9 protein-coding genes and 1 other RNA gene are annotated in these 13,459 nt (G+C 60.3%); 6 read left to right on the top strand and 4 right to left on the bottom strand.

Going from position 1 to position 13,459, the window contains the following annotated elements:
- Positions 1-4 precede the first annotated feature (4 nt).
- The gene (locus tag BV034_RS30250) at positions 5-1,777 is read right to left on the bottom strand and encodes a hypothetical protein (RefSeq protein WP_265593634.1); all 1,773 of its coding nucleotides are present in this window, start codon (positions 1,775-1,777) and stop codon (positions 5-7) included.
- 177 nt (positions 1,778-1,954) lie between these two features.
- Between BV034_RS30250 and BV034_RS30255 the strand changes: the two genes are divergently transcribed.
- Positions 1,955-3,028, top strand: coding sequence for an NAD-dependent epimerase/dehydratase family protein (locus BV034_RS30255; protein WP_050030675.1), 1,074 nt, complete (start codon positions 1,955-1,957; stop codon positions 3,026-3,028).
- Positions 3,029-3,144: 116 nt separating this feature from the next.
- Here BV034_RS30255 and BV034_RS30260 read toward each other — a convergent pair whose 3' ends face one another.
- Positions 3,145-4,203: an NAD-dependent epimerase/dehydratase family protein gene (locus tag BV034_RS30260; RefSeq protein ID WP_050030676.1), complete on the bottom strand. Its 1,059-nt coding sequence runs from the start codon at positions 4,201-4,203 to the stop codon at positions 3,145-3,147.
- Between the two features lie 109 nt (positions 4,204-4,312).
- Here BV034_RS30260 and BV034_RS30265 point away from each other — a divergent pair, with 109 nt between their 5' ends.
- The 4 genes from BV034_RS30265 (at position 4,313) to BV034_RS30280 (ending at position 10,199) form a co-directional block, all read left to right on the top strand.
- Positions 4,313-5,098 (top strand): glycosyltransferase family 2 protein, encoded by a 786-nt coding sequence (locus BV034_RS30265; protein WP_050030677.1) that lies wholly within the window; start codon positions 4,313-4,315, stop codon positions 5,096-5,098.
- Positions 5,099-5,130: 32 nt separating this feature from the next.
- Positions 5,131-6,066, top strand: coding sequence for an SGNH/GDSL hydrolase family protein (locus BV034_RS30270; RefSeq protein ID WP_050030678.1), 936 nt, complete (start codon positions 5,131-5,133; stop codon positions 6,064-6,066).
- Positions 6,067-6,167: 101 nt separating this feature from the next.
- Positions 6,168-9,605, top strand: a complete 3,438-nt coding sequence (locus BV034_RS30275; protein WP_050030679.1) for a PVC-type heme-binding CxxCH protein — start codon at positions 6,168-6,170, stop codon at positions 9,603-9,605.
- Between the two features lie 18 nt (positions 9,606-9,623).
- Positions 9,624-10,199 (top strand): GNAT family N-acetyltransferase, encoded by a 576-nt coding sequence (locus BV034_RS30280; RefSeq protein ID WP_050030680.1) that lies wholly within the window; start codon positions 9,624-9,626, stop codon positions 10,197-10,199.
- A 902-nt stretch (positions 10,200-11,101) separates the two neighbouring features.
- Here the strand turns inward: BV034_RS30280 and BV034_RS30290 are convergent.
- Together BV034_RS30290 and BV034_RS30295 are read right to left on the bottom strand one after the other, a co-directional pair.
- Positions 11,102-11,887, bottom strand: coding sequence for a hypothetical protein (locus tag BV034_RS30290; protein ID WP_050030682.1), 786 nt, complete (start codon positions 11,885-11,887; stop codon positions 11,102-11,104).
- Positions 11,888-11,962: 75 nt separating this feature from the next.
- Positions 11,963-13,036, bottom strand: a complete 1,074-nt coding sequence (locus tag BV034_RS30295; RefSeq protein ID WP_050030683.1) for a hypothetical protein — start codon at positions 13,034-13,036, stop codon at positions 11,963-11,965.
- A gap of 174 nt (positions 13,037-13,210) precedes the next feature.
- Here BV034_RS30295 and ffs point away from each other — a divergent pair.
- Positions 13,211-13,305, top strand: an RNA gene (ffs, locus tag BV034_RS34310) — signal recognition particle sRNA small type.
- The last annotated feature ends 154 nt before the right edge of the window (positions 13,306-13,459 follow it).

Below are 13,459 nucleotides of genomic sequence, written 5' to 3' on the forward strand. Positions count from 1 at the left end.
TTGCTCAAGGAGCTGGGAGAAGAGCGTCGCCTTGCTGGGCGGCATGCTCTCCTGCCATGGGCCGCACCCGCCGGGTATGGGCATCGTAGCCGTAGGCCTTAATTTGCTGTGAGCCCTCCCGCGAGCGCAGCGGGAGCTGGATGACCACCTCCCACGCGAGGTAGTGCTCCGGAAACATCCTGCGCAAAAGCATGCGCTGATGAAAGTCCTCCGGCAGCACCGGGGCGGTCAGCGCGATGAATTGCTCCTCCCCGCCAGGGGCTACGGCGCTGATCAGGATCAGATCTGCCAGATTTACCCGGTCCTTCGTGAGACCGCAGGTGCCGCGAGCCAACCAACGCCCACCGCCAAGAGGGCTCAAGGAGCTGAAACTGGCGAATTTATCCGGAATGAGACTTCCCTGCCGCCACCGGCTGACGCGCACGTCCTCCGCGAATTTCACTCCCTTGAGCCGCTCCTGGGATCGCAAAAACTCCAACCAGCCAGCCAGTTGATGCTTCTTTGAATCCCACTGGACGAAGGGGTTGATGGGCAGCACTCGGACAAAATCTGTGGCGGCGGCTTCCGACACCATCCGCTGGTGGAAAAGCAAGAAGGAGTGATAACCCGCGGACCAGCCGGAGAAATGCCCCATCAACAATCCCGCGACGGCAAACCCCAGCACTCCCTCCGGCAGCCGGATCAAGCCGCGCAGATCAGGATGGAAACAAAACGCTGCCACCAGAAAGACCACGCCAAGCACCATGAAGAGCATGAAGGTGGCGTAACGCGGAGCCAGGGCAGTCTCGAAAAGCGATCCCATCCGGAGGTAACAGATCAAGGCCGCATTCCCACCCGCCCACGCCACGCAGATCAACCAGGGCAGCGCCGCCCGCCAGGCACCGCGCTGGCGAGCCTTCCACGCCAGCAGGAACGCGAGTGCCAAAACGATGGCAAGCAACACGCCTCCAGCGATCATGCTGACCTGAAAAGCCTCCACCACCGACCCCTGCCCCAAGGTGTGCCCCAGCAAAACCAGGACATACTGAAAGGCCATGACGGGCCGCGCCATGGCTTCATTCTCACCCGTACCCTTCACCACTTCCTCATTGACCCCAGGCAAAGCAAAATGAGCCAGCCAGGTGGCCAGCATGATCGTCACCGTCCAGATGGCCAGCACGGCCGCCTTCTCGCGAGAGGTCATTTCTGCCGGCAAGGCCACTCCCACCATGGGTAGCAGCAGGAAGCCCACGAGAAAACCCGACCCAAATGAGTTGGTCGCCACCACACTCAAACCCAAAGCCGCCACCCACCTCCAGGTCCGCCAGCTCTCTGCCGGGCGAAGCAACGCCAAACCTGCCATAAGGCAGGCCCCGGGGATGAAGTTCTGGAAGACAAAATCCCAGATCCACGTGTGCCCATGAGCCCCCGTAAAGATGCTGAGGTTAGCCAGCAACATCAGCACGGGACCGCGTGCCCCCGCACCCTTCCACATCGGCCGGGCCAGCAGCAGCACTGATAGAGAAATGAGGAGCGAGAACCCCCAGCTCAAAAGCGGCAGGACGGACACATCGCCCTTCAGCCCATGGAGCGCCGCGAAATAGAGCAACTTGCCCACCGTCGCGGGATGCCCGTTGTGAGGGCGGAAGATTTCCTGCCACGCCGCACGGCCTTCCAACCAGTCCTGGTATTGCTCCACGAACGCCCAGGAATCGTGATAGGGCAAACGCGAGGCGTGCGCGGCACACCAGTACAAAACAACCAGCGCAGGAGCCCAGGCTATCAGCCAGAGAAACACGTGCCAAAGCTTGGTCGAAAGGGAGCCGGGGAGTCGTGATGGAACGGTCACAATTCCCAAAATCGCATCTGAATGACTTGTGCAACGATGAAAAAACTATTCTGCTCAGGTTGACTGCCAGAGGGGATCGGCGGAGAGGCACCGTCTTTCTCCCTTTTATCTTTTTTCCTTACCGTCATGCGTATTCTCGTCACTGGAGCCTGTGGGTTTGTTGGCAGCCGCATTCTGCGCCAGTTGCGCGCCATGTCTGAGGATTGGACTCTGGTCGGACTGGACAATCTCTGCCGGGCGGGCAGTGAACAAAACCGCGCCGTTCTGAAAGAAATCGGGGTGAAGTTCTTCCACGGAGACGTGCGATCAGCGAGCGACTTTGAATCGCTGCCTCCCGTGGACTGGGTCATTGATGCGGCGGCGAACCCCAGCGTGCTGGCTGGCGTGGACGGCAAGTCCAGCAGCCGTCAAGTGATCGAGCATAACCTCCTGGGCACCGTAAACATGCTGGAGTACTGCCGCCGTCATGGCGCAGGCTTCATCCTGCTCAGCACCAGCCGGGTGTATGGGATCGAACCCCTCTGCCAGATTCCTTTGAAACAACAGGGCGATCGTTTCGTGGTGGATGAAGCTCAAACGCTCGCGCAGGGACTGTCCGCCCGTGGGGTGGATGAGAGTTTCTCCACCACCCCTCCGGTATCTCTCTATGGAGTGAGCAAGAAGATGTCTGAAGACTTGGCTTTGGAATACGGCTGCACCTTCAAGCTGCCAGTGTACATCAACCGCTGCGGTGTCATGGCCGGAGCCGGGCAGTTTGGCCGCGCTGATCAGGGCATCGTCGCCTTCTGGATCCACTCCTGGCGAGAGCGGCGCTCTCTGCGTTATCTCGGGTTCGGCGGCAACGGCTGGCAGGTGCGGGATGCGCTACATCCGGATGATCTCGCCCGGCTTCTGTTCAAGCAGGTGCAGGCGAGTGACGCCAAAGACAAACCGCGTCTCGTCAATGTCGCCGGCGGGGCGGAGAGCTCCTTTTCCCTGGCGGAGCTCAGCGCCTGGTGCGCCACCCGCTATGGTCGGGAGGTGCCGGTGGTGAAGGATGGCAGCGAACGGCCGTTCGACATCGCGTGGCTTTTGCTCGACGACGCAAAGGCCCGCCAGGTCTGGGACTGGCAGCCGGAGATCACAAGAGACCAGTTGTTTGAAGAGGTCGCCGCCTTTGCTGATGCCCAGCCATCCTGGATGGCGGTGTCGGCAGGCTGAGTTGAGCAGGAAGCGTCAAACTCAGGGAGAGAGAACCCCTGGGCCGCTTGAAGCGCCCCCAACTCAGGTCTTTCGTCTTCTGTCTTCAAGTCTTCTGTCTCCCCCGCGCAGCGGGCTCACAGCGACGCTATACAGGCAGCGTGGATCTCCTCCAGCGTGCGCCGCAAGTCGTACTTGTAGTGCCACTCCGGATAGTGCTGCTGGAACTTGCTGACATCGCTGACGTACCAGATGTGGTCGCCGATGCGGTTGTCCTCTTTGTAGCTCCAGTCCAGCTTCTTGCCGCTGATCTCTTCGCAAAGCTTGATGGCCTCCAGCATGGAGCAATTGGAGTGGCGGGAGCCGCCAATGTTGTACACCTCACCACTGCGGGGCGCTTTCAGGAAGTGCCAGAAGGCATCCACCAGATCATGGCTGTGGATGTTGTCCCGCACCTGCTTGCCCTTATAGCCAAAGATCGAATAGGGCTTGCCGGTCACTGTGCACTTCATGAGATAGGCCAGGAAACCGTGCAACTCCGCCCCGGCATGGGCAGGGCCGGTCAGACAGCCTCCGCGAAAGACACCGGTCTTCATGCCGAAATAGCGGCCGTACTCCTGCACCATCACATCCGCAGCCACCTTGCTGGCACCGAAGATGGAATGCTTGCTGTCATCGATGCTCATGCTTTCATCGATACCCTTGGTGAAATACGGATGATCTTCCGCGATCTCCCACCGCGTCTCGGTTTCCACGAGTGGCAGGCGGTTCGGGGTGTCGCCATACACTTTGTTGGTGCTGGTGAAGATGAAAACCGCATCCGGACAGTGCAATCGCGTGGCCTCCAGAAGATGCATGGTGCCTACTGCATTCACGCCGAAATCGGTCAGCGGTTCGCGCGCGGCCCAATCATGCGAAGGCTGGGCCGCCGTATGAATCACTGCCCCGGTGGCAAAACCGTATTTCTTGAACACCCGTGTCACTTCACCCCAGTCGCGAATGTCCACGGACTCATGCCGGTAAAGGGGAAGGGACTCCAGCGTGTCACGTGACTTGGAGGTGGAGGCCTCGGCACCAAAGAAATAGCTGCGCATGTCATTGTCGATCCCGATGACAGCAGTCCCTTCAGCATGAAGCCGCTTGCACGTCTCCGAGCCGATCAATCCACACGATCCAGTGACAATAGCCAATTTCATGAGTCCGCCATGCTACGGTTTTCCGTTGATGCCGCAAAGATTTTCTCTAATCTCGGCGCGCGCCCGGAGAGTCTCACCCTGAGCCCGTTGTCGCCAGAGCAATTCCGCCATGAATGCGTTAAATCCGGTCAAGTTGTTGAGCATCGTCATCCCCGCACGCGATGAGGTGGGAAGCGTGCCCTACACGGTGCGGCACCTGTATGAAAAACTGACGGCTAACGGCATCGGACATGAGATCGTGGTGGTGAATGATGGGAGCACGGATGGGACTTGGAACCTGCTTCAGGAATTGAAATCAGAGATCCCCACCCTGGCACCCGTGAATAACGAAGGTCCCAATGGTTTTGGCCGGGCCATTATTTGCGGATTAAACGCCATGCGTGGCGATGCCGTGGTGATCATGATGGCGGATGAGTCCGACAGCCCCGACCACGTGGTGGGCTACTACAACCTGCTCAACCAGGGCTACGAGTGCGTGTTTGGCAGCCGGTTCGTGCGCGGCGGTGAAGTTCAGGACTACCCGCCGCACAAACTCGTACTCAACCGACTGGTCAACTGGTGGATCAAGCTGGTCTTCAATATCGGCCTCAATGACACGACCAACGCCTTCAAGGCCTACCGTCGGGAGGTCATCGAAGGCTGCCGCCCCTTCATCGCACCGCATTTCAACCTGACCGTGGAGATCCCCCTCAAGGCCATCGTGCGGGGATACACGTGGGCTACGATGCCGATTTCATGGAAGAACCGCCGGGCGGGCGTGGCCAAGCTGAAGCTGAAGGAGATGGGGAGCCGCTACCTTTTCATCATTTTGTACGTCTGGCTGGAGAAGTACTTCAGCCGCGGGGACTACCGCCGCCAGATTCAAACGATAGAGAAAGAAATGATCGCAGGGTGAGAGGCGTTTGGTCTAGTCTCTTTGCCCAAACCATGAAACGTCTCCTCGCCGGAATCATTGCCCTTTTCTCCGGGCTGGCCTCTCTGAAGGCCGCCCCCACTTTTGAGTTTCAAGACCACGATCGCGTCATTCTCCTGGGAGGCACCCTCGTTGAGCGGGAGCAGAAGTACGGCTTCCTGGAGTCCGCCCTGACCCTTGCCGCTGGCGAAAGCAAGCACCTGAGCTTCCGCAACCTGGGCTGGAGCGGGGACACCGTCTTTGGCCATGCCCGGTCCTATTTTGGCCCGCCCAAGGAGGGGCTGGAACGGCTGAGCCGCCATGTGGAGCAGATCAAACCCACGGTTCTGATCGCCTGCTACGGGGCAGACCTCCCCTTTGAAGGCCTCATCAAGATGCCAGAGTTCATTTCCGGCTACCGGGAGATGCTGGACCTCGTGCGCGCCAAGAGCCCGAAGGTCCGCGTCATCATCATCGCCCCTCCGCCCCTGGAGAACCTGGGCGCTCCGTTGCCGGACCTCACCGCCGCCAACAAGAAGATGGAAGCGGTGCGCAATGCGCTGAAGGAGTTCGCAGGTAAACAGGCCGCCACCTTTGTGGACAGCTATGAACTCATGGGCGGTGCCAGCAAACAACGCCCTGAGCACCCGCTCACCGACAACGGCATCCATTATGGTGAGGCAGGCTACCGCGCCTGGGCCTCAAAGATCGTCGAGGGCCTCGGCTTGACCGCCCCCAAGCTGCCCCCGGCGGCCGTGGATCCGCTCCGCCAGACCGTCATCAAGAAGGACCAGCTCTTCTTCAACCGCTGGCGCCCGGCCAACGAGACCTACCTCTATGGATTCCGGAAACACGAACAAGGGCAGAACGCCGCTGAAATCGAGCGCTTTGACCCCCTGGTGACGGCGGAGGACGACAAGATCCACGAGCAAAAGGTGGCGGCACTGGAAGCCGCAAAACGACTTCCCTAACCCTCTGCTCCGGCAGCGCTCCCTGCGCCCTGCCGGCTGACTTCCGCGTCTGCGCCCTCATTTGGGCCCTTACCCTGTACTGACCGTTTTTTGATTCGACTATGAAGTATTCCGCATCGCTCCTGCTGGCCGCCTCCCTGGTCCAGCTGACTTATGCCTCGCAGCCCAAATCCATGGCTGACCTTCCTGACCCCTCCGTGGAGGCAGAGAAGGCCGCCTTTGTGGTGCCAGAGGGCTACGAAATCTCCCTCTGGGCAGGTGAACCCCTGGTCCGCAAGCCCGTGCAGATGAACTGGGATGCCCAGGGCCGTCTCTGGGTGGTGAGCAGCGTCACCTACCCGCAGATCAAGCCCGGCGATGACCCCATCGACCAGATCGTGGTGCTTGAAGACACGGACAAGGACGGCAAAGCGGACAAGAGCACCGTCTTCGCCAGCGATCTGCAGATCCCCACCGCCGTGATCCCGGCAGATGGTGGCTGCTATGTGGCCAACTCCACGGAAATTCTCTTTCTCAAGGACACCAATGGGGACCTGAAGGCCGACGAGCGGCAGGTGGTGCTGAGCGGCTTCGGCACCGAGGACACTCACCACCTCGTCCACACCTTCCGCCATGGTCCAGACGGGCAGATGCACTTTAACCAGAGCATCTACATCCACAGCCACATTGAGACCCCATGGGGCCTGCGCCGTCTCATGGGCGGCGGCGTCTGGGAGTTTCGTCCAGAGACCCGGAAACTGGAAATCATCGCCAAGGGCCTGATCAATCCCTGGGGTTATGAGTTCGACCGCTGGGGCCAGAGCTTTGCCACGGACGGCGCCGGCAGCGAGGGCATCAACTACATCTTCCCCGGAGCGGTGTTCGCCACCAGCCCGGGTGCCAAACGCATTGTTAAGGGTCTGAACCCCGGCCAGCCCAAACAGTGCGGTCTGGAGATCATCGAAGACTCCCACTTCCCGGATGACTGGCAGGGCACCCTGGTGACCTGCGACTTCCGCGGCAACCGCGTCAATCGCTTCCACCTCACCGAGAGTGGCAGCAGCTACGTCAGCAAGCAACTCCCCGATGTGCTCGCCAGCACCCATCGCGGCTTCCGCCCCATCGACGTGCGCACCGGTCCGGATGGCGCCCTCTACATCGCTGACTGGTTCAACCCCATCATCCAGCACGGTGAGGTGGATTTCCGCGATCCCCGTCGCGACCGTGTGAACGGCCGCATCTGGAAACTCACGGCCAAAGATCGCAAATTGAGCACCAGCCCGGATTTCGCGAAGGCAGAAACTCCCGCGCTGCTGGAAGAGCTGAAGAGCCCCCGCCGATGGAATCGCCTCTTCGCCAAGCGCGAACTCCGCACCCGTGAACCCCAGCTGACCCTGGCATCGATCGACGAATGGGCACTGGCGTTGAAGAAGGAAGATCCCAACTACTGGAACAACCTCCTGGAAGCCGCCTGGGCCCGGGAAACGCTCAACGCCTGCTCCCCTGCCCTCGTTCGTCAGCTCCTCGGCTCCCCGGATCATCGCATCCGCGCTGGTGCCCTTGGCATCCTGCGCCATCGCCTGACGGAGTTTCCTGATACCGATGCCCTCCTTGCCACCGCCATTGGCGATGACAACGCGCAGGTCCGTCTCTGGGCCGTGGCCATCGCTCGCGACATGTTCAAGCCCCAGGCCCTGGAAGTGGCGCTTCGGGCTCTGGACAAGCCGGTGGATGAGAGCATTGATTTTCTCCTCGAACTCACCGCGCGTGAACAGGCAGACATCTGGCTGCCCGTGTTCGTGAATGGCGGCATCAAGCTCGACGCCAATCCCAAGCATCTCGTGTACGCCCTGAAGGCCACCGGTCGTCCGGAGGCCCTGCCTCCGCTGATCAAGGCCCTCGGCAGTGGCAAGCTCGCCGAAGAAGACGCCGCGGCGGTGCTCGCCATGGTGGGTGACGTGGCCAGCCCTGAGGAGCTCAGCCAGCTCTTCCCCATCTTCAAAAGCGAGTCCGCGAAGACACGCCGCGTGGGCATTCTGGACGCCTTCATCAAGGCCGGACAACGCAAAGCCACGCCGGATGCCGCCGCCGCCCTGAAGGATCTCCTCACCGCTCTCATCAGCGGCACTCCTGACGACGCGGACCTCGCAGCGCGTGGCGCCTTGCTGGCAGGCCTCTGGAAGCAGGAGCCCCTGCGTAGCCGGCTCGAGGAAATCGCAAGCGGCGACAAGACGTCTGCTGCGCTTCGCGACAGTGCCATCAAAGGCCTGGTGTACCTCGGCGGTGAACCCACGAAAAATTACCTTCAGACACTGGCTTCCGGGGACAAGGCCGTGGGTACTCGCGCCTCTGCCCTCTCTGGACTTTCCGAGCTTTCCCCGCCCCTCGCGGCGAAGCTCGCCGTTCAGTTCCTTGGCACCGCCAAGTCCGTGGATGAAGCCCGCCCCGTGCTGGAGGCGTTCTTGAAGAACAAGCATCTCCCGGTGCTGCTCGCCAATGAGCTGAAGGACAAACAGGTGCCCGACTTCGTCGCGGTGGAAGGCATCCGCATGGCCAGCTCACGCGGCCTGCAGTCTCTGATTGAGGAATCGCTGCGCAAGGCGGGTGGTGTGAAACAGATGGACCGCCCCCTCACCCCTGAGGAAATGCATGCCCTGGTCACCAAGGTGCAGGCCCAAGGCAACGCCGCCCGCGGGGAGGACGTGTACCGCCGCCAGCAACTGCTCTGCATGAGCTGCCACGCCATCGGCGAGAGCGGTGGCCTCATCGGCCCCAACATGGTGAGCCTTGGCTCCAGCGCCCCGGTGGACTACATCATCGAGTCTCTCCTCGAACCTTCCAAAAAGGTCAAGGAAGGCTACCACATGACCATGATCACCACCAAGGCCGGACAGGTGGTCGCGGGAGGCATTGTGCAGGACGGGGATGAGGTGGTGGTGCGTGATGCCGCCAACCAGTTCCACAAGGTGGCCAAGGGCGACATCGCCCAGAAGATCATCAGCCCTGTCTCTATGATGCCCCCTGGCCTCACCGCCAGCCTTCGTGAAGACGAGTTTGTGGATCTGGTAAAGTTCCTCTCAGAACTGGGCCGTGAGGGCGACTACAAGACGCAGCCCAACCGCTACGTCCGCACCTGGCGCACCATGGGCAAGATCGAGCAGGCCGACAACGACCACGTGCGTCACGTGGGCCTCCAGGCCCTGAGCGACCGCAAGTACGCCTACCCCTGGCAGATGACTCTGAGCAAGGTCAACGGCGACCTTCCGCTCGGCGAACTGCCGATCGCTGCGAAGATGTACCCCATCTTCCCGCGCATCGCCCAGTTTGATCTCCAGCTGGACGCTGACGGCCCCGTGACACTCGGCCTGCCCGCCACGCCCGGTCTGGTGCTGGTGGTGGATGAGCAGAAGTTCGAGGAAGTCACCCCGCAGATGAAGCTCGACCTGAAGGCGGGCAAACATGTCGTGACCGTGCTCGTGCCCAAGTCCGCTGGCGATGTCAGCGCCCTGCGGGTGGAACTGCTGGAAGGAGCCGCCAAGGTGGTCACCACCCTCCAGTAAACTGAGTCGTTCCGCTTCATGAATCTCTCCCACCTGCCGTCCGGCCTTGTCGTCCGCGAATACACTCCGGATGACAAGGAGGCCTGTCTGGACATCTATCGTTCCAATGAGGACCTGCTGCCCGCCGACCTGATCGAGGCGTATGCAGACTGGCTGGACATGGGCACGTCCTACATGCTGGTGATCGAGCAGGGGGGCGAGGTGCTGGCCTGTGGCGGGCTGGAGATTGACGGAAGTAAAAATTCCAACCAGATCAACTGCGGCCAGGTGCGGCGCTCGCATCACCGCAAGGGGCTGGGCACCCTGCTCAACCTCACCCGCCTGGCCCTGGTGCCCCAGGACCATGACCCCGCATTCGTCGGCATGGAGACCAGCGTGCTCAACGAGCCGTTCTTCAACAAGTTCGGCTTCGAGCGCCTCAACAAACCCGTGAGCCGCTACGCCGGCGCTTCTTATTTCCTCGACATGGGAATGTGGCTTCCCGCCAGCCAGAAACAGGAGCTGCTGACCCTGTTGAAATCACTGCCCGTGGATTTCCGCGTGGACTTTGAAGAGTCCATGGTCGGGGCGGCGGAGGGAGAAGAGAAAGAATAACGTAGCGACTGGCGCCGTTGCGAAGGTTGTGCTGCCATCTTCCCTGAAGAGAATGCGTACACCACCAGCCCAATGTTGGACGAGCCTTGAGCGAGTCTAAGTTTGGCTTGTGGCCACATCTTCTTCGAGGAAGAGCTTCTATCAGATGGCAGGCTTGGTTTGGGCGCCGATGCCCGGCCTGATATCGGAGAGCGCAGTGAAGAGCCAGCATGTCCTCGATGTTTTTCCGCAACACCCTCCGCTCCCAAACCCGACGGGGACCGTCGGACTACTCCGCAGCATCGCCACAGGGGTAGTCCGACAGTCTCTGTCGGCACAGTCGCCGCAGGATTGCAGGTCCAAATCACCGATCCCCATTTCCCGCAGCAGCGCTCTCCGCTCTACCATCTCGCTGACAACTGGGAGCGTTGCTGCCGAAGCTCTGTTCGTAGTTCAAACTGCCTCAGATGGCCTGTCGTGAACGGAGGTAAACCAAAGGTTGAACTACGAACAGTTGCCTTCGGAGATGCGCATTCTGGGTCTCGCGCTACTTGCCCCCAGAACAAAAAAATCCCCGCCAAGATCAGATCTGGCGGGGATTTGAAAGGTCTTAACTTGCGAGACTCAGACTATCGGCTCTGTGGCATCATGCGGCCCATGCCAGCGCTGCTCTCGAAGGACCGGGGACGGTTCCAAGGCAGGCCGCTCAAGTCTTCACTCGGCGGCACCGCTTTCTTCTTCTTTTTCGCCGGCTCCGTAGTTCCGCAGCTCACGGTGGCAACCAAGGCGCCACACAACACGATTTTCGACAGGAGACAAAGAGTCCGCTTCATGGAGAATCAGGTAGCCAGAATTGAGATGGCTTCAAGGGGCATTTGATGTCATTGCCCCCAGTCGGTCCATTCACCGTCAGGCCTTGCAGCTTAGCGGTAGAGGGTCTCAAGGATCACGCGATCGCCAGGGGCGACCGAGAGACCGGAGCGAAGGGACTTCTGGTCGATGTTAGCCACAGTCTTGGAGCCTGCGATGGAGACAATCTTCAGCTTGCCAATGGTCTGGGTGCCGCGAGTCACCAACAGGGAGGTCTCAGGCGTGATGCCCTTGTCCGTACCGCCATCCACCACCACGAAACCCCAATCGTTGTTCACGGCGATGATCGTGGACACAAGGGAGTTGCGATCAAATGACTTCTTGCGGGCCTCGATGCGCTCTTTGATGTCGTTGACGGTGTCCTGCACCTTTTTGAGCTCGCCATCTTTGGCGGTCACCTGCTCCTGGATCTTGGCCACCTGGGCCTCACCGTCGGCGATGCTCTGCTTGAGCTTGTTAATGTCTTCGTTGATCGTTTCCACCGAGAAGCCAGGAGGGATGTTGGTCAGCTCCTGCTTGTAGGCGTTGATCTTCTCCTGGGCGACCTTCAACTGGTCCTGGGAGCGATCAGCTTCCGCCTGGACGTTGCGCAGCTTGATTTTGGCCTGGTTAAGACGCTCGGTCTCATTGGTGATTTCTCCGGTAACCTTGTCAACATCGCCCTGGAGGCCCACCACGATGCCGGCCTCGTTCTTCAACTTGACCATCTCGGACTTCGTGGAGGCATCGGCCGCCTGACGTTCCTGACGGGCTTTGACAAATGTATCGCGATTCTGGTAGCTGAAAAATCCTGCTACCACCATCACGACGGCACTGAGTAGGAAAAGAACTTTGGTCATGGTGTTGCTGCTGTCGGGGCTGGAAGAATATCAAGTACAGGGGCGGAAATGCAGTCAGGCCTCGTAGAGATCAGATCAGGGCTTGGGAGCGAATGGGTCCATCGTGGCCGGGGCGGCAGGCGTCGTGCCAGCTGGCGGGGCGAAGGGGTCGGCTGCGGCCGGGGCCATTGGGGCGGCAGGAGCTGCCGGAGCCGCACCAGGAGCGGGTGCGAAAGGATCAGCACCACCAGGGGCCATCGGAGCAGGCGCAGGAGCGGGAGCCGCACCAGGAGCACCGCCGAAAGGATCGGCACCACCAGGTGCCATCGGGGCGGGAGTTGCGGGCTGGGAAGGGTCAGCAGCAGGAGCCGGTGCCGCAGGAGCAGCGGGCTTGGGCACTTCACGGGCGGCCACCACGAGGTCGCCGGAGCGGATGGATTCGCCAGGGGCGAGGGAGCCAGGAACAAGGTCCGCAACGGACAAGCCCTGCTCCACGTCACGCACCTTGAGCTTGGCAACGATCGTACGGCCGCGCTTCACATCAAGCATCGCATCAGCGAACATGCCGCTGGCGTTGCCCTTGTTCAGCACCACGAAGCCGAACTCCTGGAAGGCCTGGGCCACACGGGCGGTGAAGCCGGGCTCCACCACGCCGGAGCGCTGGCGCTTTTCGACATCCTGGAAACGGGTGATTTCAGCCTGCACTTTGCCGATCTTTTCATCGGAGAGCGCCAGCTGCTGCTGCTGGTTGGCGATGGCGGCGTCGACGGCTTTTTTCTTCTCGGTTTCTTCCTGAACCGAAGCCAGGAGCTTCTTCACGTCGCCCACCTTCTTGATCTGGTCTTCAAGCTGCGTGAGCTGCTTGCTCACGTCCTCAAGGTTTTGCTTTACCAGCTCACCTTCCTTGGTCTTGAGCTCGGTGTCGCCGTCAACTTTCGTCTTCTCAAGCTTCACCTCATCCAGAGCTTTCTTCTGGTCTTCCAACTGCTTGGTCTTGAGCTCTTTCTGGGCGGTTACCTTCGGAAACTCAGCCTTCACGGCCTTGTTGTTCTCCACGGCCCGCTTGGATTGTTTCAACTCTTCTTCGAGGCTGACCCGATTATTATAGCTGGACCATACACCCACAAGGAGGGCGACAGCGGCGAGACCAGAGAGAAGTTTCCAGAGCATGGTGACCTAGAGATTGATAAAAAATTCGTGATGCAGTGGTCTTTCTATCGAAAAGGCCCAATCCACACAACATAAAAGTTCGTTGCGTTAATATGCCTTGAACCTTTTTTTGAAAATCGCAACGCGGCTGTCACTTCCCGTTTGTATTCAACCCGTCACGTGCCATGCTGCGGCCGTCAGGGACCGTGGAGGGCGAGCTGGCGAATCCCGCCAGGGCCGGAAGGCAGCAACGGCAGTCAGTCTTACTTTGCCGCGGTTCCCTGGCCTATATTATTAAATGAGGTCGGCATAGGTATTGGCCCCTCGCATACGAGGGCGGAGGAAGCCATCGAAGCCCGATCTTGGGTTCTCGCCTCAACAGAGCCTCCTTTTTACGCCAACAGAGACCTCGGCGACCCTTCAAACAGAGGCCTAATGGAGAGA

Source organism: Verrucomicrobium sp. BvORR034, assembly GCF_000739635.1.
GTDB lineage: Bacteria > Verrucomicrobiota > Verrucomicrobiia > Verrucomicrobiales > Verrucomicrobiaceae > Verrucomicrobium.

Excerpts from the sequence above, each read along its gene's own strand:
- BV034_RS30255 (WP_050030675.1), top strand. The coding sequence starts at position 1,955 with ATGCGTATTCTCGTCACTGGAGCCTGTGGGTTTGTTGGCAGCCGCATT.
- BV034_RS30275 (WP_050030679.1), top strand. The coding sequence starts at position 6,168 with ATGAAGTATTCCGCATCGCTCCTGCTGGCCGCCTCCCTGGTCCAGCTG.
- BV034_RS30295 (WP_050030683.1), bottom strand. The coding sequence starts at position 13,036 with ATGCTCTGGAAACTTCTCTCTGGTCTCGCCGCTGTCGCCCTCCTTGTG.
- BV034_RS30280 (WP_050030680.1), top strand. The coding sequence starts at position 9,624 with ATGAATCTCTCCCACCTGCCGTCCGGCCTTGTCGTCCGCGAATACACT.
- BV034_RS30290 (WP_050030682.1), bottom strand. The coding sequence starts at position 11,887 with ATGACCAAAGTTCTTTTCCTACTCAGTGCCGTCGTGATGGTGGTAGCA.
- BV034_RS30260 (WP_050030676.1), bottom strand. The coding sequence starts at position 4,203 with ATGAAATTGGCTATTGTCACTGGATCGTGTGGATTGATCGGCTCGGAG.
- BV034_RS30270 (WP_050030678.1), top strand. The coding sequence starts at position 5,131 with ATGAAACGTCTCCTCGCCGGAATCATTGCCCTTTTCTCCGGGCTGGCC.
- BV034_RS30265 (WP_050030677.1), top strand. The coding sequence starts at position 4,313 with ATGAATGCGTTAAATCCGGTCAAGTTGTTGAGCATCGTCATCCCCGCA.